The 17,753-nt window shown below is 36.6% G+C and carries 19 protein-coding genes, 1 other RNA gene and 1 pseudogene; 4 read left to right on the top strand and 17 right to left on the bottom strand.

What is annotated here, in order from left to right; translation table 11 throughout:
* Positions 1 to 7: 7 nt before the first annotated feature.
* Together GFO_RS12120 and GFO_RS12115 are read right to left on the bottom strand one after the other, a co-directional pair.
* Positions 8 to 901: a helix-turn-helix transcriptional regulator gene (locus GFO_RS12120; protein WP_011710430.1), complete on the bottom strand. Its 894-nt coding sequence runs from the start codon at positions 899 to 901 to the stop codon at positions 8 to 10.
* 10 nt (positions 902 to 911) lie between these two features.
* Positions 912 to 1,406, bottom strand: a complete 495-nt coding sequence (locus GFO_RS12115; protein ID WP_011710429.1) for a YqiA/YcfP family alpha/beta fold hydrolase — start codon at positions 1,404 to 1,406, stop codon at positions 912 to 914.
* Positions 1,407 to 1,594: 188 nt separating this feature from the next.
* Here GFO_RS12115 and GFO_RS12110 point away from each other — a divergent pair, with 188 nt between their 5' ends.
* Both GFO_RS12110 and GFO_RS12105 read left to right on the top strand, forming a co-directional pair.
* The gene (locus GFO_RS12110; RefSeq protein ID WP_011710428.1) at positions 1,595 to 2,128 is read left to right on the top strand and encodes a DUF6557 family protein; all 534 of its coding nucleotides are present in this window, start codon (positions 1,595 to 1,597) and stop codon (positions 2,126 to 2,128) included.
* A gap of 24 nt (positions 2,129 to 2,152) precedes the next feature.
* Entirely contained in the window at positions 2,153 to 2,998 is an 846-nt protein-coding gene (locus GFO_RS12105) for a hypothetical protein (protein WP_011710427.1), read from the top strand.
* Between the two features lie 548 nt (positions 2,999 to 3,546).
* Here the strand turns inward: GFO_RS12105 and ssrA are convergent.
* Positions 3,547 to 3,946, bottom strand: a transfer-messenger RNA (tmRNA) gene (ssrA, locus tag GFO_RS17555).
* A gap of 345 nt (positions 3,947 to 4,291) precedes the next feature.
* On the opposite strand from ssrA, the gene GFO_RS12100 reads away from it, so the two are divergent.
* Positions 4,292 to 5,500 carry an NAD(P)-dependent oxidoreductase gene (locus GFO_RS12100; protein ID WP_011710426.1) on the top strand — a complete coding sequence of 403 codons (1,209 nt, stop codon included), beginning with the start codon at positions 4,292 to 4,294 and terminating at the stop codon, positions 5,498 to 5,500.
* Between the two features lie 33 nt (positions 5,501 to 5,533).
* Here GFO_RS12100 and GFO_RS12095 read toward each other — a convergent pair whose 3' ends face one another.
* From GFO_RS12095 to GFO_RS12050, 11 genes and pseudogenes are all read right to left on the bottom strand, one after another.
* Positions 5,534 to 6,469 (bottom strand): mechanosensitive ion channel family protein, encoded by a 936-nt coding sequence (locus tag GFO_RS12095; RefSeq protein WP_011710425.1) that lies wholly within the window; start codon positions 6,467 to 6,469, stop codon positions 5,534 to 5,536.
* A 236-nt stretch (positions 6,470 to 6,705) separates the two neighbouring features.
* Positions 6,706 to 6,786, bottom strand: a complete 81-nt coding sequence (locus GFO_RS18075; protein ID WP_341475728.1) for a hypothetical protein — start codon at positions 6,784 to 6,786, stop codon at positions 6,706 to 6,708.
* A gap of 110 nt (positions 6,787 to 6,896) precedes the next feature.
* Positions 6,897 to 7,037 (bottom strand): annotated as a pseudogene (locus GFO_RS18070) (type II toxin-antitoxin system PemK/MazF family toxin); the annotation flags it as partial.
* An 11-nt stretch (positions 7,038 to 7,048) separates the two neighbouring features.
* Entirely contained in the window at positions 7,049 to 7,279 is a 231-nt protein-coding gene (locus GFO_RS12085; RefSeq protein ID WP_011710422.1) for a CopG family transcriptional regulator, read from the bottom strand.
* A gap of 112 nt (positions 7,280 to 7,391) precedes the next feature.
* Positions 7,392 to 7,799 (bottom strand): ribosomal maturation YjgA family protein, encoded by a 408-nt coding sequence (locus GFO_RS12080; protein ID WP_011710421.1) that lies wholly within the window; start codon positions 7,797 to 7,799, stop codon positions 7,392 to 7,394.
* A complete protein-coding gene (locus tag GFO_RS12075; RefSeq protein WP_011710420.1) occupies positions 7,780 to 8,430 on the bottom strand; it encodes a DUF1361 domain-containing protein in 651 nt (216 codons plus the stop codon). Before GFO_RS12075 ends, GFO_RS12080 begins: the two co-directional genes overlap by 20 nt.
* A gap of 56 nt (positions 8,431 to 8,486) precedes the next feature.
* A complete protein-coding gene (gene creD / locus GFO_RS12070; RefSeq protein WP_011710419.1) occupies positions 8,487 to 9,866 on the bottom strand; it encodes a cell envelope integrity protein CreD in 1,380 nt (459 codons plus the stop codon).
* Between the two features lie 379 nt (positions 9,867 to 10,245).
* Positions 10,246 to 11,016, bottom strand: a complete 771-nt coding sequence (locus tag GFO_RS12065) for an oxygenase MpaB family protein (RefSeq protein WP_011710418.1) — start codon at positions 11,014 to 11,016, stop codon at positions 10,246 to 10,248.
* A 120-nt stretch (positions 11,017 to 11,136) separates the two neighbouring features.
* On the bottom strand, positions 11,137 to 11,424 hold the full coding sequence (locus GFO_RS12060) for a hypothetical protein (RefSeq protein ID WP_011710417.1): 288 nt from the start codon (positions 11,422 to 11,424) through the stop codon (positions 11,137 to 11,139).
* Positions 11,425 to 11,497: 73 nt separating this feature from the next.
* On the bottom strand, positions 11,498 to 11,806 hold the full coding sequence (locus GFO_RS12055; protein ID WP_011710416.1) for a winged helix-turn-helix domain-containing protein: 309 nt from the start codon (positions 11,804 to 11,806) through the stop codon (positions 11,498 to 11,500).
* The gene (locus GFO_RS12050) at positions 11,803 to 12,447 is read right to left on the bottom strand and encodes a hypothetical protein (RefSeq protein WP_041250117.1); all 645 of its coding nucleotides are present in this window, start codon (positions 12,445 to 12,447) and stop codon (positions 11,803 to 11,805) included. Before GFO_RS12050 ends, GFO_RS12055 begins: the two co-directional genes overlap by 4 nt.
* 262 nt (positions 12,448 to 12,709) lie before the next feature.
* Here GFO_RS12050 and GFO_RS12045 point away from each other — a divergent pair, with 262 nt between their 5' ends.
* Entirely contained in the window at positions 12,710 to 13,540 is an 831-nt protein-coding gene (locus GFO_RS12045; protein WP_011710414.1) for an endonuclease/exonuclease/phosphatase family protein, read from the top strand.
* Positions 13,541 to 13,592: 52 nt separating this feature from the next.
* On the opposite strand, the gene GFO_RS12040 is transcribed toward GFO_RS12045, so the two are convergent.
* The 3 genes from GFO_RS12040 to GFO_RS12030 form a co-directional block, all read right to left on the bottom strand.
* Entirely contained in the window at positions 13,593 to 14,915 is a 1,323-nt protein-coding gene (locus GFO_RS12040; RefSeq protein WP_011710413.1) for a mechanosensitive ion channel, read from the bottom strand.
* A 346-nt stretch (positions 14,916 to 15,261) separates the two neighbouring features.
* Positions 15,262 to 16,116, bottom strand: a complete 855-nt coding sequence (locus GFO_RS12035) for a universal stress protein (protein WP_011710412.1) — start codon at positions 16,114 to 16,116, stop codon at positions 15,262 to 15,264.
* Positions 16,113 to 17,744, bottom strand: coding sequence for a BCCT family transporter (locus GFO_RS12030; protein WP_011710411.1), 1,632 nt, complete (start codon positions 17,742 to 17,744; stop codon positions 16,113 to 16,115). Before GFO_RS12030 ends, GFO_RS12035 begins: the two co-directional genes overlap by 4 nt.
* Positions 17,745 to 17,753: the final 9 nt, after the last annotated feature.

The following is a 17,753-nucleotide window of genomic DNA, read 5'->3' as shown; positions in this document are numbered from 1 at the left end:
CAGAAGCTTAATACAGATTCAATGCAGCTTTAAGATTCTTAGATATAGTTTCTTGTAAATTTTCCGGCTCCAATACTTTAACCTGATCTCCATAAGAAAGTATCTCCATTTTAAAATCATAGGTAGGTCTTATGTAGTAACTGAACTGAAATTCATTTTCATCATTAGATATCAATTCCTGACTGTGATGCAGGGGAAGTGAATTGATATATCTCCCTTGTTCAGGAGTAAAGGAAAGAATGACATCTACAGGTTTTTCGCCCGTTCCATTAATTATTCCAAAGCTATCCCTAAACTCTTGTTCAATATTATAAGAAACAGGTTTAAATTTATTTGAGGAAATACTGAGATCCTGAATTCGGTCCAGTGAAAAATTCTTTATACGCTCGTCTTTATCGTCCATCGCAATTAGATACCAGCGGTTTCTGGCTTCTTTTAATGCAATAGGTTTCACTTTACGACTACTTTCAGAACCATCCCAAAATTTAATATAATTGAATTCGATAAAGAGATTATTTTGGATAGCGTGGATTAAACCAGCCATATGTTCTGTCCCCAAATGCCGTCTTTCTTCAAAGATCAGCGTGTTACCAAACCCCTTTGCCATCTTAATGGCATTCACGATCTCAAAATTTTCCCTTAATCTTCGGGAATGTATTTCTTCAACATCTTCTTTAATGTAGTATTTATTAGTGCTTTTATCAGAATCTATTTCAATCTCGTAAATAGAGGCGATGTCAATAATATCTCGTTGTAAAGTTCGCTGAGAGGTCAGTAGCTTTTCTGCTATAGCATCCGGATCCAGTGATATTTCATCCTGAATTTCCTGATAACTCATAGGTCTTCTTCTTAGAAGTGAAATGATTTTTGTATATCGTTTTAAGCTTTGGCGTACAGACATATTTTAAGTTTTAGTGGCAGATTTTATCGAAGAATTCCTTTACTTCAACTTCAAATACATCCAACGGAATTCGATGACCGAGTTGAGGATGGATTTTTATGACTAGTTCATCATCATAAAGGCCACTAGCGATATAGTTTAGTGTATCCTTCGGATTTACAACTTCATCTCTAGCTCCTAACACAACTTGTTTTGAAGCATTACCCCTGACAAATTTCTCCTTCAGGTGCATAGTACTCCATGGATGTTTGGATAAAGGAGGATTGAACAATAGAGCAGGGCGGCCAATCCAGTTTGAAATAATATAGGAATTTAGACCACCCATACTGCTACCAATAATTGCATTAAATTGAGTGTTTGGAAATTGCCGAAGAATTTGAGTGTACTGAACATGATCTTTGGAATAGTCAATATCCGGAGCGAAAACTTTGCCGTATTGTTCTAAAGCTTTTCGTTTTTCTGAACTCAATTTGCTTTTGAGTCCGTGTAGATATAAAATATTCATATTGTTAAATTAGAAATTCAGAACAAATAAAAAAAGAGTAAGCGACAAAATATGTCGTTAATTAAATTGTTCAGTTCTTGAATTTGATTCTTCTATTTAGTGCCAGGATATTCAGTTAAGAGATGCCAAGCGATTCAAATATAAAAACCCTAATTTTATCTAAACCTTCAGAGTAAAATTAAATCAATATGACCTTAGAACAGCTGGTACAAAGCAATTCCTGGTTAAGTATTTCTGCTATACTTCTGGAATTATATTCCGATGAAGAAAAAAGCCTCGAAGGCTATGAGGAAGTATTTGAAAAATTGCTGATGATGGCTCCCGAAGAAACCGATATGACGATTGAGATAAAGACAGTAAAAGATGACTTTGACGGAGAGGAATATGTAGATGTTTCCGGGAAATACAAGCATCCTAAAAACGAGGCACAATCATCTTCTTACGCCATAGAATTTACGTCCTGGAAAGAATGGTTGGGAATGGATATTTGTAATGAAAGTTTAAAAGAATTTACCGAACTGGAAATCTTGGCGCATTGCCTCTACGAAATGACCTTTGCAGGTTTTGAGGAAGAAGAGATACAGGAACAGATCGATAGTATCAAAAAAACTGCAGAGGATTATGAAATGATGAGCGAAGAGGAAAAACTTAAAAACGCAACTTCTTTTGAGGAGCTTTTAGATAAATTAGAGGATGATGATCAGGAAAAAGATCGCTCCTAAAAAGCATTATTGAAAATAGCGACTATGATTAATCTCGATGATTTGGAAGGTTTTGACAATCTGGAAGACCTTAATAAAGAATTTCAAAAAAGAGTAAACGCCCATAATGAGAGTGGTGTGGATGATTTTGATGGGTTAACACCCATGCAAATGGGAGCTCTTCAAATTTTCCCCGAAGGTGCAGGTCCGTTGAATTTGAATAAGCTTTCTGAAGTCGAACTTAAAGAATGTCCATTGCTGGTAAAGGTTCGATTACTTATCGATAAAATGAAAGGTGGAAAGGAATTAAAATTGACCAAAACCGGGGCTTTATCTACCAAACTGGTCAAAGAGATCTATGCACTCAGATTACTGAAAAATGAAGGGATCGAAAATGGAATAACCAAATTATATAAAGAGAGTGATGCAGAAGAAATTAGCATTACGCGCATTTTATTGGAAATTTCAAGTCTGGCCAAAAAGAGAAATGGAAAATTGAGCCTGACCAAAACAGGAGAAAAACATGCAGAAGATGGAAATTATATCTTAAAAGAAATTCTGAGTGTTCTATTCTATAAATTTAATTGGGGATATTATGATGGTTATGATTCTGAAGCTATAGGTCGAATAAATCCTGCCTTTAGCCTTTTCTTACTTAAAAAATACGGTAGCGAAATGAGATCTCCTTATTTCTATGCAGGAATGTATTTTCAAGCTTTTCCGCAGCTTATGGAAGAAGGAGACCGTTCATTCAGATGTTATTCCCTGCGTACCTTTCAGCGCTATTTTAGATTTATGGGCTTTGTACAGGTAAAGAGGGAGGACTACTTGTCTCCACATGACGTAAAAAAGACAGAGTTTTTTGAGAAGCTTTTTTCAATTGACCAATAACGAATTGAGTCATAATTTTTCTAAGTCTCCAGGAATAAGTTATTTATAAAGTCTTACCTTAAATTTTACTGGAAGTTACATGTAAGTTCTTCCTCTTTTGGAATGGTCTCAAAGTCCATCCTTAATTTTCATTTCATCAATTTCTAGGAATTGAATGCCATTTAGATTGAATTCTAACAGATTCTTTTTAAATTTTTTTACAGGAATACAAATATGTTTTATTAATAATAAATCTTAGTTAACCCATTTCTACTTCTTCCAAAACTTAATATTCATTTCAGGCAGCTTTAAGGATTCTGATAATATACGCTGAATACGATATATTTATCAATATCACCAATTGTCCAGTAAAGATTTGGTGGTATATCTTAGGTACAAATAAAATTGTAAAGCTATTAGGAAAAATTTCTGAGGGAATTGAAAACTCTTTTAAACATTCTCATCTAAAACTTATCACGGGATGTCCAATATTGATAACCAGAAATGTCCAATTATTTGGTGTCACTAAAAATAAAAAGCCCCGTAAACACAGTGCTTACGAGGCTTTAAAGTGGAGTCGGAGGGGTTCGAACCCTCGTCCAAACAAGCAATTCAGATGCTTTCTACACGTTTAGTTTTCACTTGATTGTCGATGCAAAGCCGGCCGAAAACCACCAACTTTACACGTATTCCCACTTAAGTTTCGCAACCGCATCAGGACCCTGCAGTCACTATATTTACTTTATCGGTGCCTCAGGTGTGAATGCCGTAAATCAAGGCCTTCACGAGACATCTCGGCTCCCTGCCTTGCAGGGACTAAGTATAACCTACTGTAATTCGGTTACGCAGCCAAGGCGTAGTTATTCTCGCCGTTTAAAAAAGTGTGAAATATGATATTTAAGAGCTATATCCCAGCGCTCTACGTGCTTACAACTCAATTAGACTCGCTGTCAAAACCAAGTCGACCCCATAAAATAATGAACATCTTTCTTTTTGTCATCCTGAGCTTGTCGAAGGATGGCGTTCCCATCTCGTTATCACTCGATGGTCGGGCTTTCCGCTATATCTTTTTTGTGTGCTTCGACCCTTCGACAGGCTCTGGGCTCAGCACTTCAAAAAAGGATGCCGCTTCAATCCCTAACGCAAATTCAACCTTTTATAATATTAAGATTCTGAAACAAGTTCAGAATGACGCATATTCAAAAGATCAATTGTCAAAGAAAACCAATCAGAGATTCCAATTGGGTCAGCAAAGATACTCATTTAAATTTATATCTTTGAGACACTACACAAATAAGCAAAACCTATACCAGAATGATAAAATTCGCGCTGATCAAAGAACGGAAAACACCGCCAGACAGAAGAGTGGTTTTTTCCCCACAGATGCTAAAAAAAGTAGTTTCCCAATTTCCGGAGGCTTCATTTAAAGTGGAAAGTTCTGATATCAGGATATTTAGAGATCAGGAATATCGGGATGCAGGTTTTGAAGTTTCCGAAGATATTAGTGATTGTGAGGTATTATTGGGTGTAAAAGAAGTGCCTATACCAAATTTAATACCTGACAAAAAGTACTTTTTCTTTTCCCATACCATCAAAAAACAGCCATATAATCGTGACTTACTTCGAGAAATTCTGTCACAAAATATAGAGTTGTATGATCATGAGGTGATTACCAATAAAAATAATGGCAGACTCATTGGTTTTGGTCGCTATGCCGGACTGGTAGGTGCCTACAACGGAATTCGGGCAATTGGGATCAAAGAAGAAAGCTTTAAACTACCCAAGGCAGAAGACCTGCCAGATCTGAAGTCTATGCTGGCAGAACTGGATAAAATAAAAATTCCGGCTTATAAATTTGTTTTGACAGGAAGTGGAAAAGTGGCTCGTGGGGCAAAAGAAATTATGGATCATCTAAAAATAAAAAAGCTTTCGGCAGAAGAATATCTGAGGAGTGAATTCAACGAGCCCGTTTATTGTAAAATAGATGTTCTGGATTATGCTAAACGAAAGGATGGGGCAGAGGGAAGCAGGCAGGAATTTTATAAGGTGCCCGAGAATTATGTGCCGGACTTTATGAAATTTGCCAAAACAAGCGAAGTCTTTATTGCCGGACATTTTTATGGAGAAGGTTCGCCGGTATTTTATACCGAAAAAGATATTAAGCACAAAGATTTCAGAATTAAATATGTCGCAGATATTTCCTGTGACATTGCAGGTCCCATCGCCAGTACGATTAGACCATCTACCATCTCTGAACCTTTTTATGGTTACGATCCTCAAACCGGAAGGGAAATAGATTTTTTGGATCCGTCTGCTATTAGCATTATGGCCGTAGATAATTTGCCCTGTGAATTACCAATGGATGCCAGTGAAGGTTTTGGAGAAATGTTCCTTGAACATGTAATTCCGGCTTTTTTCAATGAGGATAAAGAGGGGATTCTGGGTCGTGCAAAAATGACTGACCAAGGAAAACTTACTCCTTTATATTCCTATTTACAGGATTACGTAGAAGGCACCGAATAGAATTAGATTATAAGCAGAACTTTAGCAAAATATTTATTGAGTTTCTTTTGCGGGTTTTTCAGCCTCTGTATCCAGCTCCTCTAATTTTTCGCTTATTTCCACATGGGTAGGGAACGGAAGATCAATTTCGGCCTTATCCATTGCATTCTGGGTTTCCAGTATAACTTTAGAAAAGATTTTTACCACATCAGCCCTTTCAGAATTAGTCCACCATCTCATTCTTATGGTTAGCCAGCTATCAGATTGGTCCCAAGGCAGTATATCAATGGGTTTATCTTTGTTCACTCCCTCAATTCCTTCAATAGTATCTCGAAGAATTTTCATTGCTTTATTGCGATCCTGGTCGTATCCCAATCCCAAATCATACTGACTCCTTATTAAATGATGCGCAGTTTTTACCTGTACCGCATTGGTATAAATATCCCCATTCGGGATTACCACATCCTGCCCGTCATAAGTAGTGATAATAGTGGCCCGGGTTTCTATCCTGTCTACTGTTCCTTCATAGCCGTTAACCACAATCTGATCCCCTATTTTAAAGGGTTGACGTAACAGGATCAAAATTCCGGCAAGCCAGTTTTGTAAAATATCCTTAAACGCAAAACCAATAGCGACAGAACTCACTCCCAGGCCGGCGATAAGATCTGCCGGTTTTAAGTTTGGGGAGATGACGGTTAGCGCTAGCATCAAGCCTACGATTACAATAGTATATTTTAGAAATCCACCCAGAATCTCTCCAAAATTGTCCCGGCCTCTTTTACTCATTTGCTTTTTCACCAGTCGTCCTGCCCAGCGTCCTACGTAGATCATAGCAATAAAAAGCGCAATCCCGATAACAATATTAGGAACGTTACGTATAAATCCGTCTAGCCAGGTGTCAATTTTTTCGACCATAGACTGAGTGTTTACATCTATTTCACCAGTTTGGTCTTTGGGAGTTTCGTCGTCTTGAAGAAAAATAGTGAGCATTTCAAAAAATTTTCAGCAAAATACTATTTGCCGTGGTGAACAAATCTTAAATTCTTATAAAGGTGACTATAGCTTCCTAAAATTCCTTTCTTCGGAAGTGTAGCCTTGTATTATCTGACATCGATAGATGTTCTGGAAATGGAAATGAAAGTGATGACCTGCACCATTAGATATACCAACGAAATTAGTGGTGAAAATAGTTGTTTCAGGCCTCTGTCTTTAATGTATTTACAGTCTCAATACCGTAAAATATCGTCTAAAGTTGCTTTAATAAAGCTAATATCTTTTTCCGGCACACTACCAAATTTTTTACCCAACCGGTTTTTGGAAACCGAACGGATATGAAAAGTAAGGACTTCCGCATTTTTTGTAGACCATTTGAATTATTAGGCTTTAAGATCAGGTTGCCCTTATAATTCTTAATGCTGGTGGTGAGCGGGCATACAATTACTACGTCCAAATACTGGTTCAATAGGTTACCGCTAATTATAATTGCCGGTCGCCTTCCTCCTTGCTCCCGTCCGGAAACCTGATCAAGATAAAATTCCCAAATTTCCCCTTGCCTCAATATAAATTTCCTTAATCCAATTTACTAAGATAAGCTTCCATTCCTTCTTCAGCAATAGCCATGGTTTCTTTATCTAGTCCCGCTGTTTGAAAAGATTTGGCATATTTAGCACGATTAAGTTGATCCAGATAAATGGAGAGTGCTTTTTTTATAATTTTATTTTTTGACACACCATATTGCCTGGCAAAGTCGTCCAGCTTTTGAAGCAGATCATTGGGGAGTGAAGAGGGGAATGTTGTCATTTTATATTTATGAAGTATAAATGTAAATTGTAATTATTAGTTCAGAAAATAATTTTTGACAAAAATTTACTCAGGTTGTGCGGGGTTCATGTATCTTGAAGAAAGTACGAATTTATAAGTCCCGACAAAATGCCTTTGAAAATTGCCTATTTTTTGCATATTCAATAATTCCCGAAAATAAAATCCCCAAGGTATAAGCCATTAGATCCCAAACTGAGAAACTGCTGCCTAAAACGATCATCACTATTCTGGGTGGCTGGTATTGCAGTAGCTTTACAATATTAATAAGTTGAAAAAATTCTACAGCAAAAGAGAACAGCAAGACAATTAGGAGTCCGTTTACTACCGATATTTTTGAAATAGACATCAGGAAACAGTAGATCAGGATCACCACGAGAAAATCTCCCAGGTAAGGCCTCACGAAAGAGTCGGTTACGAAGTTCGCGATGAGGACTTCGATGATAAATAGGAATACAAAGCCTAGAAAATAATATATATGTTTATTCCTGATCAATTGCATAACTGGTTTTATTAAATAACCTATGTATCGAAATTAAAAACAATCCAAAGCCAAATGTAAATATCCATACTTCCTTATTTTCCATAGGATATTTCAGAAAATTGAAACAATCCAGGAATAGACTTTTCGGATTACTAATAATATTCCAAGAATTATATCTTAAAAACCTTCCCAGATATATTCCGAAGGAACATAAAATGAGAATGCTATAATTAAAAAAAATCAGGCTCCTTAGATGAAAACTATCTATTATAATTTTATTCATTTTTTGTAGTGAAGCGAAACCAAGGTACAGGCAAATAAGGGCAAATGAAAGAATTAGCAATACATCTAACATAAGCAAGGCTCCTGAAGAATTCTGTAAATGCATCAAATCTGTAACTACATAGAACGTATTCGGTAGAAAAAGTAACCAAACTGCAAAAAGCAATACGGTTCCCATTCCTATATTACCGTGAAATTTTTCAATTATTTTACAGATCCAAAGCGGAACAGCGGCTAAAAAAAGGTTCCAGGCCAGGAAAATAAAATATAATTCACCGGTAATAATAATTCTTAGCAATAACAGGCTAAAACCATATATCAATATCCAGTGAAAGGGAGTAAGCGTATTTTTTAGAAATAGTTTCATAATATTTTAGATATAAAGAAAGTCTCTCTTTCAAGAAACTTTCCTGGTTAAAATTTTTATTGATGGTCCCAGTCTATCTTTCGGGAAACATACATCACCCCGGCGAGGATCAGGAATAATCCAATACTTCCCACCAGCAGCGCATAGCTTTCCAGCTGAATGATGATAAAAATAAAAGAATACAGGGCAAATAGAGAGAGCCCAATAAATATGGGGAATTTCCAGCCTTTTAAAATGCTTTTAGAATAAAGGCTTATCATCAATAGAACCGAAATTCCTGCGATCAAATAAGCTTTCAGAAAACTGCTGTGTTCAGAAATCGAGATGAGCAGGGTATAAAACATGACCAATCCTAAACCAATCATTAAATATTGAAATGGATGGATGGGGATTTTACTTAAAGTCTGGATCAGGAAAAATAGTAAAAAAGTGAGGCCTATTACCAGAAAGCCATATTTCGTAGCTCTTTCACTTTTTTGATATTCGTCTACCGGGATCATAAAATTTACCCCGAAAGCATACTCTGTGAGCCTGGGCAGATTATTATTGAAAACCTGGGGAAATGGCCTGTTGATATCCAGAATTTTCCATTTGGCTTTAAAACCTGAATCTGTAATCTTATCTTCGTTATAAGGGAGAAAATTCCCTTTAAAGCTGCTGGTTTTCCAATCTGAAATAATTTCAGCTTCTGTAGTCTTTCCAATCGGGACAAAAGAAATTTCTGAACTTCCGTTCACTGACACTTCCATCTTAAATTCCACCGATTTCTCCTTTAGAAAATCACTTTCTTTGAGAATTCCACTTTCCATCAAAAACAGCTCCTGTTCATTAGGACGAAGTTGATTATGTTCTTCATATTTCGACTTAAAGGTATAGCTGGAATTACCTAACTGGATATATATTTCGTTATTGACCCCTTTTAAATTAGAAGTCTTGAAGATGATTCGGGCTTTATCCCAGAGAATATCTTTTTCTGAAATATCCTCATTCTGGTAATCTGAAATTGAAAAATTTCCACTAAGATCAGTTTTACTTTTATAAACGGCAGTTTGATAAATTCCGCGTTTCTTTATTTCGGGATCAACTACTGAATGAATTTTAAGCTGATGCGGAAAAAAGTATAAATATTTCAAGGCTTCAATGCTTTCGGTAGTAAGCTCTTTTTTGGAATTGGTAATATGTTTTTCACTATAAGTGCGATAAGGGATCTTTAAAACTGGCCCGTAGAGCACTACTTCGTCACCCCATTTATCGTTGATTTCTGAAACTACACTTTCCTGTCTCTGCGAGCGCTCCTTAATTAATTCCTGCACCATAAAAAGCGGAATAAGTAAAATAAGGGTAAGAAAACCAATGACGAACATTCTGGCGGTGATAGAATTTTTTAACCAGTGAAGGAATTTGTTGGGGTTTGAGTTTTGCGGTGAATTGTCCATTTTTTGATTTTTGAAATATTTAATTGATTATTGATGAATGCAGCTCTTCCGAAATGTCTTTCGCTATATTTTATGTTTGTCCACTCAAGCACTAATAAATTCTCAAAATCATTAGTGCATTCGTGGCAATCCCCAGAAACAACATGCAAGAGAGCTAAACATTTTTTATACCATCGCCCTGTTTTTTATTCATTGCTTATTGTCATGGTACCAGAAAGGTTTCTTACTTCCTGTAAGGTTTGCCAAACCTTGTAGGTATAATTAAGTAGCCGGTTTCTAAAAATATACCTACAAGGTCAAAAAAGACATTGCAGGAGTTACTCGTACAATAACTTAGAATGATATTTTATTAAAGTCTTTCTTCCGTTCATTTTGAAAATTATACTGAAACATGATCGAGTGATCTTATTTCTTCTTTATAATCTGCAGGTAGAATCAGTGTTTTTAGTAAAAAGTCAAGTTTAAGTTTCCGGCTCAATTTATAACCTGGAAGCAACGGACGTAATATTGAAAATTTCCGAAGCAGTAACAGCTGTCTTACTTTTTTAGGAGTTATGAGCATCTGGGTTTCCAGCAAGAGCTGATATCTAAACCAGCCCAAGTGCTTGCAATATTGCCGGTATAGATCCCGGGTATAATTACCGTAATTCATGTGCTGCTCAAGATGATTCTTCCGCATTACTTCATAATCCTGAAAGTTTTCTGGAAGGTCTTTTAGCTTCATTCTTTTTCCAACACGAATAAAAACTTCTAAAACTTCCAGCTTTTCAGCGATAGTTAGTGATCTTTCAAGTAATTCATAAGCGCGGATGGAATAATCTATAAGCATAAAAAGGACATCTCTATAAGCCCAATCTGGAATACTCTTTCCGCGCTGGGACTCTACATCTGCATGGGCTTTGTTGATTATCTCGATGGCACTTATCGCCGCTTGTTTTTCAGAAAAAACGATTTTACAGGCATAGGCTACCGTTGAAAATAGCCGGCCTAATGGATCTTCAGGTAATTTTCCCGTATAATAAAGCCAGTCTACGGCTTTATTCAAGGCAAATTCAGCAGAGGCACCGGCGAAAATAAAAAGGATCGTGTCGGTTTTTCCCCAGATCTCCCTTACTATCGAATCTTTGTCTACAAAATTTTCAGTTTTCATGTTTTTCGTATTTAATTTATAAAACTTCCCGACAGCTTGGCCTCTGGATTTCTAATTCACCTCTACTATGGGATAAGTCGGAACTGTTTTTTTTAGTTCCGGGTGAGGGATGAAATTTTTTTATTCTCCGGCAAATGGAGTACCAAAGATTCCTACGGCCAGTTCTGCCCAGATCAAGAAAAGTCCGATGAGAATGAGTCCGCAGGCGATAAAACGTTTCTTGGTAGTTTTAATTTTCTGAAGAGAAAATTCTAATGCCAGCGCAGTGCCTAATAGTAATATTCCCATGATCATAAAATCTCTTGAATCCCAATCTACTCCCTCAGCTCCTAACTGCATGGCGATAAATGGAATTAATAGAATTACTCCAACGATAAGTAGAATGATTAAAAGTCTTGTAGTTTTCATAATAAATGATCTTAGTTGATATTAAGCACTTTGAAATTCAAAGTAGATAGATAAAAAAAGGTAGTTTGATGTATTATGATTTTTTATAATTTTTCTTTAAGAGGTTTTCTATTGCGTCTATATGTTTTTGAAAATCCTGACGTCCAGATTTTGTAGCACTATAGCGTGTATTCGGTTTTCTGTCTATAAATGATTTTTCAACTTTAATATAATCTGCCTTTTCCAACGCTTTAACATGACTTGCAATATTCCCGTCGGTAGCACCGAGTAATTCCTTGAGTGTTGTGAAATCTGCATATTCATTCACCATTAAAACACTCATAATCCCCAGGCGGATCCTATGATCAAAGGCTTTATTAATATTACTAATAATGTTCTTCATTCAGCAGCTTTTCTATCATACTTATTATGCATCCAGATGCCATAAATAATATGAAAGATTCCGAAGCCTACCGCCCAAAAATAGATTCCATATCCTATGAATTGTGTCGCAATAAGGCCGAGAATCAAATTTGCATAGCCCAGGCCTTTAAGGTCACCAAAGGTATACTTACTGGCGTGAACCAGAGCCAGACCGTAAAAAATAAGCATAGCAGGAGCAATAAGTCCTACGAGTTCATATTGCAAAAGGACGAGACAAAATATGCCTCCGGCAAAAAGAGGGGCAAAGAAGTTAATCAATAATCTTTTGCTGGTGTTATCCCATATTTTCTGGTTATTATTTCTTGCTTTCCGTGTGGTAAGAAAAACGGCAGTTCCTATAGCAAGCACAAGTACGGCGATTGCTACGAGCACTAACTGCATAACCAAATCTGACTTTTCGATATTTGCTACAACCGAATCGTAGCCATTGATATAAACCGAAGCATTTTGTGCCAGGATAAGTTTTGCGGTCATTGCGCCAATAATTGCATAGATGCCGGCGAAGATACCTGAGAGTCCGCTTAAGGATATAAATCGAGATGAGCGATTCATCATATTTTTGATCTCGCTGAGATCCTGAAGATACTTTTCGTTTTCCATTTTAAAGTACTTTGAAATACAAAGTACGATAAAAAATTTCAATTAACGATGCTGGAATTAAAAAAAAATGCTTTAGCGTATAGAAATAATAGATGTATGTCATCCTGAACGCAGTCGAAGGGTGTATAAAGATATCTCGGCTGCGCTCAATGTGACAATAAATATTAGATCTCGTATTACATATCTTTATCTATAGATATATAAAATTAACCGTTACTTATTTCTAAGAAATATTCCGAACTTTAAACCAAATCTAGATACTATGAAAAAATTTCTCTTAATTCTAAGTTTTCTGTTTATCACGACTGGGGTGACTTGCCAGGAAATTGAGGTCATGACCTACAATATAAAATATGCCAATGAGAATGATGGCGAGAACAGCTGGTCTCAGCGTAAGGAGTGGATCACAGATCAGATACAATTTTATGAGCCTGATGTTCTGGGAGTACAGGAAGCGGTGAAATCTCAGCTAGATTTCTTTACTGAAAATATTAATAATTATAAAGTGCTGGGAGTAGGTAGGGAAGGAGAAGATAAGGGGGAATTTAGTGCGATCTTATATAAAAGTGACAAGTTTGACGTCCTGAAGTCTAATACCTTCTGGCTTTCAGAAACACCCGAAAAGATAAGTAAAGGATGGGATGCAGATTATAATAGGATATGCACTTATGCCCTGTTCCAGGAAAAGGAATCGGAGAAAAAGATCTGGGTCTTTAATACACATTTTGACCATGTGGGTGATAAAGCGAGACTTGAAAGTTCTAAATTGATCATTCAGAAAATAAAGGAATTAAACCGGGAGGCATTGCCAGTTTTCCTGATGGGGGATTTTAATCTGGAACAAGAATCGGAGGGGATCCGGTTAATTTCAGAATTTATGGAAAAGTCCAAAGAGAAAGCGGACTTCAAATTTGGCCCGGAAGGAACCTTTAACGGCTACAACTTTACTGAAGCTGTGACGCGCCGAATCGATTATATTTTCACCAATAATCAAGTTCATATCAAGAAATACGCGGTTCTAAGTGATTCGAAAAATTTAAAATATCCTTCAGATCATTTTCCGGTTTTAATAATCGCGGATTTTAAAGATTAGGATAGATCTCTGGGAATAAAAAAAGCCCTGCATTTTGCAGGGCTTTGTAATTTTAAATATCCAGTCTTGGATCGTTTGGATCATTTGGATTTCCTGGTTTATCAGGATTATTAGGATTTGCAGGATCATTAATATCCCTACGTGTATTCGAAGGTTTATTGGAACCCGAAGCGGTTCCGGATTTTGGTTCAGAATCCTTAATAGATTTATCATCCTTGAATTTCTGAACGATCTCTCTAAAATGTTCCCCGGCAGCATCACGTCCACCAAGTCCATAACTCAGGGCTACGGCTACTGCAATAGCTCCTAGAATTAATCCGAAGGCCAATTCAACGATCTCGTTGGCAATTCCCATAGTACGCAATGCAATCGCAAGGAATAGAGCTAATGAAGCCCATCTCACCACACTGGCAATGAAATTGTTATTTCGGGATTTGCTCATAGTATCATATATAAGCAGGGATATATAATTACCCACCGCAAGAATGATCAGTCCAAAAATTATCTGACCGGTAACTTCAAGAATTTCATCTAATGTTTGCGTTAATTGATCTAATCCCAGTACTTCAACCGCCGTTATCAGGCCAAAGAATACAAGGAAGAAATAAATAAGATTAGCTACAATTTTGGATAATGACTGGTTTGCACCTATCATGTTGTGCATCTCGATCTTTTCCGCAGCACGGTCTAAGCCCATACTTTTAAAGAGGTCTTCAAGGAAATTAGCTAAATATTTACCACCCCAGATGAAAACTGCAAGAATTAAACCGGCAATAATAATATCACCCAACATCGCAGTAAAATCATATAAAATATCGTTTGCAGGTTGCGAAATCGCTTCCATTTCTAGTGCATTGAATGCCTGTATCAAAAATGGAATGAAAATTACGATAAAAACTACTTTTTTAAGAATATCAATAATTTTTGAAGTATCCTTAAAACCTGTTTTATCTATCCATTTGTCCAGAAAATTTCCGCTAATCCCAATAAGATTGGAAACGAATTTGGCCAGAATATAGCCGATAAATGCGATTAGAATTGCTCCTATAAGATTAGGAATAAAACCTAGGAATTCGCCCACCATATTCTCGAGTGGCGTAAGGACCTGTTCAACACCCAGGATTTCAAGGACCACAAGAATCACCACAATCATAATAATGTAGTAAACTATATTGGCCAGGAAAACATTGGTGTCTCCAACATCGCTTTTACCAAATACCCTTTCGTCCCAATTTGTTTTTCTCAGCAATCTAACGATTAGTGATTTGATGCCTTTAGCAATTAGCCACCCTACCAGTAATACTAATAGTGCTCCTAGCAAATCGGGTAAAAAGTTAGCAACCTGATCTGCAAAATTTTCTAGTTGGTTTTCCATTTTATAAATTAGTTTTTTGTTAGTATCCCAATTTAGCTAGATAAAGCATAAACAATGGCTTGATTAACAATTGTTTAAAAATAAATGAGGATATTATAAGAAAGATTTAGTAATTATGATAAAATAAAGCTCCTTTCGGGGGAGCTTTTATCATTTTCGTTCTCAATTGGCTAGAATACCATAACCTGGCAATTGACTTTATTCGGAAGTTATTTTCAGCATATAAAAAATAGGAACCAATTAAGAGCCAGGAACAATTTCTGAATTCCTCTTTTATTGAAATTTAATAAATGAAAAATAGCAATTTTTGAGATTTACTATTCAGAATTAATTTTACTGATTGAAATTACTTCGTAACCCAAAGAGGAATTTTGAGACTTCGGGTAAATAGTTCGTCGGTGACACTTCCCACGAGCAGCGATGAGAAAACATTCCCACCTTTATCGGCAACTATAACAAGATCTGCACTTGCATTTTCAGATTCAATAGATAACTTTTCGGCTACACTGGCTTCCCTTCCCCGAATTATTTTTATTTCGCAATCGGTTATTTTATTTCGGTTTAAGAATTTTTCAAATTTTTCCCGGGTGTGCTTCTCGATTTTTGGAAGCATTTCTTCTTTGTCAAGGTAGGGAGTGAATTGAATAGGAACGCTATAAACATTAACTGCTGTAATTTTTGCACCAGTGTAGTTAGCTAAGTATGTAGATCTTTGAAGTGACTTAATAGACTCCCTCGAAAAATCTGTTCCCGCCCAAATATTAGTTAGGTTTTGTTTTGTATTTTCAGGAACGGTAAGAATATCACATTTTAGCAATCGCATCAGTTTTTCAGAAATTACTCCAGTCCCTTTTTTCTTGGATTTATTTCCTACCATAACCAGGTCTATACTGTATTTATGGACTATATAATTTATGAGTGATTCGGTATAAGGATCTTCTGAAATAAGCACTTCTGAATTGGTTTCAGCATTAAAGTGCGTTGAAACCTTTTCATCCAGTTCATCGCTAATCATTTTTTCCAGATCCAGGTCTTTGAGTTGCTCCTGAAACAATTCAGATATCTCATATTTTTTGATATTATGAACAAAATATACTTTTTCAGGCTTCATCTCATTAGCAAGAAATGAAGCGTACTCTATAAGCTCTTTATCGGTTGAAGTGAGATCAAGTGCAACCAGAATTTTTTCTATATTTCTCATGATTCGTCTTTTTTCTCTGAAGTTTGTAAATTTCTTTTATTAACTATTTCTGAAACGATCTCTTCATAATTTTCCATCTGTTTCTTAGATTTCTTTTCTTTCAGCTTATGGAGATCTTCCTTAAGACCTTTGTGAAGAGAATAACACATTACTATTAAGATGACTGCAAAAGGCAAGCCGGTTACAATGGTTGCAGTTTGTAGTGCCTGTAGACCGCCACCAACTAAGAGCACCGCAGCTACAGTACCTTCAGTCACCGCCCAGAAAATTCGCTGACCCACCGGGGCGTCAATTTTTCCTCCTGAAGTAAGACTGTCAATAACTAATGAACCTGAATCTGATGAAGTGATAAAGAATCCCGCTATTAGTAATATTGCAACTATATTAATGATCATAGATAATGGATAATCCTGGAAAAATACGAATAGGGCAGTAGCAATATCATCATTTACTGCCTGGCTTAAAACGTCATTTCCGGACATTATTTGATCAATAGCTACGCTACCAAAAGCCGACATCCAGAAAAAAGTTACCAGGGAAGGTACTAATAGCACTCCCAGTATAAACTCCCTGATTGTTCTTCCTTTGGATATACGGGCGATGAACATTCCAACAAATGGAGACCAGCCAATCCACCAGCCCCAGTAGAAGACAGTCCAGTCATTCTGCCAGGAGCTATTGGTATAGGTTTCGCTCCAGGTAGAAATATCCAGAAAATTATATAAATAACTCCCTGTATTTTCAACAAAAGATCGAAAAATGAATATTGTTGGACCAAGTATTAGTGCCAGTATTAATAATACTACGGCAATTCTCATATTCCATTCGCTTAGCACTTTAACTCCTTTATCTACTCCCAATACTACCGATGCTGTTGCGATCATGGTAATTATAGCAATGATGATTATTTGAGTAGTGATGCCGTCAGCGAGTCCGAAAACGTGATTCAAACCAGAAGCAATTTGCTGAACCCCAAAGCCGAGTGAAGTCGCCAGTCCAAAAAGTGTAGCTAGTACGGCAAAAATATCAATAACATCTCCTATTTTTCCGTAGATACGATCTCCCAGAAACGGATAGAAAATAGACCTTATCGTAAGAGGTAATCCCCGGGAATATGTAAAATATGCCAGCGATAGACCTACCAGGGCATAAACGCCCCAGGCATGAAAACCCCAATGGAGAAAAGTGAAGTTCATAGCTTCCTTTGCCGCAGCCACGGTACCTGCTTCGGCCATTGGAGGTGAGTTGAAGTGCATTACTGGTTCGCCAACGCTAAAAAACAACAATCCAATTCCCATTCCCGCACTAAAGAGCATGGCAAACCAGGAAAGGGTCTTAAATTCAGGTTTTGCGTTTTGACCACCTATCCGCAATTTTCCAAATCTTCCCAAAGCCAGGTATATAAGAAAAACCAGAAACAGGTTAATTGCCAGAATAAAAAACCAATCGGCATTCTCTGCAACTCCGGTTTGAAGCTTAGTAAAAAAGGATTCAGCTTCTTTTTCGAAAATAAGCGTAAGCACAATACTTACAATAATGAATATAGACGAAGTAAAAAATACTGGTCCGTTTACTTCCAGACCAAATATGGATTTCTTTTCGTCACTTCTGGTAACTTTTTCAGCCATACATCTAAT

Origin of the sequence: Christiangramia forsetii KT0803 (assembly GCF_000060345.1) — a bacterium.
GTDB lineage: Bacteria > Bacteroidota > Bacteroidia > Flavobacteriales > Flavobacteriaceae > Christiangramia > Christiangramia forsetii.
Note: the sequence above shows the minus strand (reverse complement) of the source record. Positions and strands in the feature narration are given on the sequence as shown.

Coding starts and splice junctions, on each gene's coding strand:
- GFO_RS12085 (WP_011710422.1), bottom strand. CDS start 7,279: ATGACAACATTCCCCTCTTCACTCCCCAATGATCTGCTTCAAAAGCTG.
- GFO_RS12100 (WP_011710426.1), top strand. CDS start 4,292: ATGATAAAATTCGCGCTGATCAAAGAACGGAAAACACCGCCAGACAGA.
- GFO_RS12040 (WP_011710413.1), bottom strand. CDS start 14,915: ATGGAAAACCAACTAGAAAATTTTGCAGATCAGGTTGCTAACTTTTTA.
- GFO_RS12050 (WP_041250117.1), bottom strand. CDS start 12,447: ATGGAAAACGAAAAGTATCTTCAGGATCTCAGCGAGATCAAAAATATG.
- GFO_RS12120 (WP_011710430.1), bottom strand. CDS start 901: ATGTCTGTACGCCAAAGCTTAAAACGATATACAAAAATCATTTCACTT.
- GFO_RS12080 (WP_011710421.1), bottom strand. CDS start 7,799: ATGCAATTGATCAGGAATAAACATATATATTATTTTCTAGGCTTTGTA.
- GFO_RS12105 (WP_011710427.1), top strand. CDS start 2,153: ATGATTAATCTCGATGATTTGGAAGGTTTTGACAATCTGGAAGACCTT.
- GFO_RS12110 (WP_011710428.1), top strand. CDS start 1,595: ATGACCTTAGAACAGCTGGTACAAAGCAATTCCTGGTTAAGTATTTCT.
- GFO_RS12075 (WP_011710420.1), bottom strand. CDS start 8,430: ATGAAACTATTTCTAAAAAATACGCTTACTCCCTTTCACTGGATATTG.
- GFO_RS12095 (WP_011710425.1), bottom strand. CDS start 6,469: ATGCTCACTATTTTTCTTCAAGACGACGAAACTCCCAAAGACCAAACT.
- GFO_RS12060 (WP_011710417.1), bottom strand. CDS start 11,424: ATGAAAACTACAAGACTTTTAATCATTCTACTTATCGTTGGAGTAATT.
- creD (WP_011710419.1), bottom strand. CDS start 9,866: ATGGACAATTCACCGCAAAACTCAAACCCCAACAAATTCCTTCACTGG.
- GFO_RS12115 (WP_011710429.1), bottom strand. CDS start 1,406: ATGAATATTTTATATCTACACGGACTCAAAAGCAAATTGAGTTCAGAA.
- GFO_RS12030 (WP_011710411.1), bottom strand. CDS start 17,744: ATGGCTGAAAAAGTTACCAGAAGTGACGAAAAGAAATCCATATTTGGT.
- GFO_RS12065 (WP_011710418.1), bottom strand. CDS start 11,016: ATGAAAACTGAAAATTTTGTAGACAAAGATTCGATAGTAAGGGAGATC.
- GFO_RS12035 (WP_011710412.1), bottom strand. CDS start 16,116: ATGAGAAATATAGAAAAAATTCTGGTTGCACTTGATCTCACTTCAACC.
- GFO_RS12045 (WP_011710414.1), top strand. CDS start 12,710: ATGAAAAAATTTCTCTTAATTCTAAGTTTTCTGTTTATCACGACTGGG.
- GFO_RS12055 (WP_011710416.1), bottom strand. CDS start 11,806: ATGAAGAACATTATTAGTAATATTAATAAAGCCTTTGATCATAGGATC.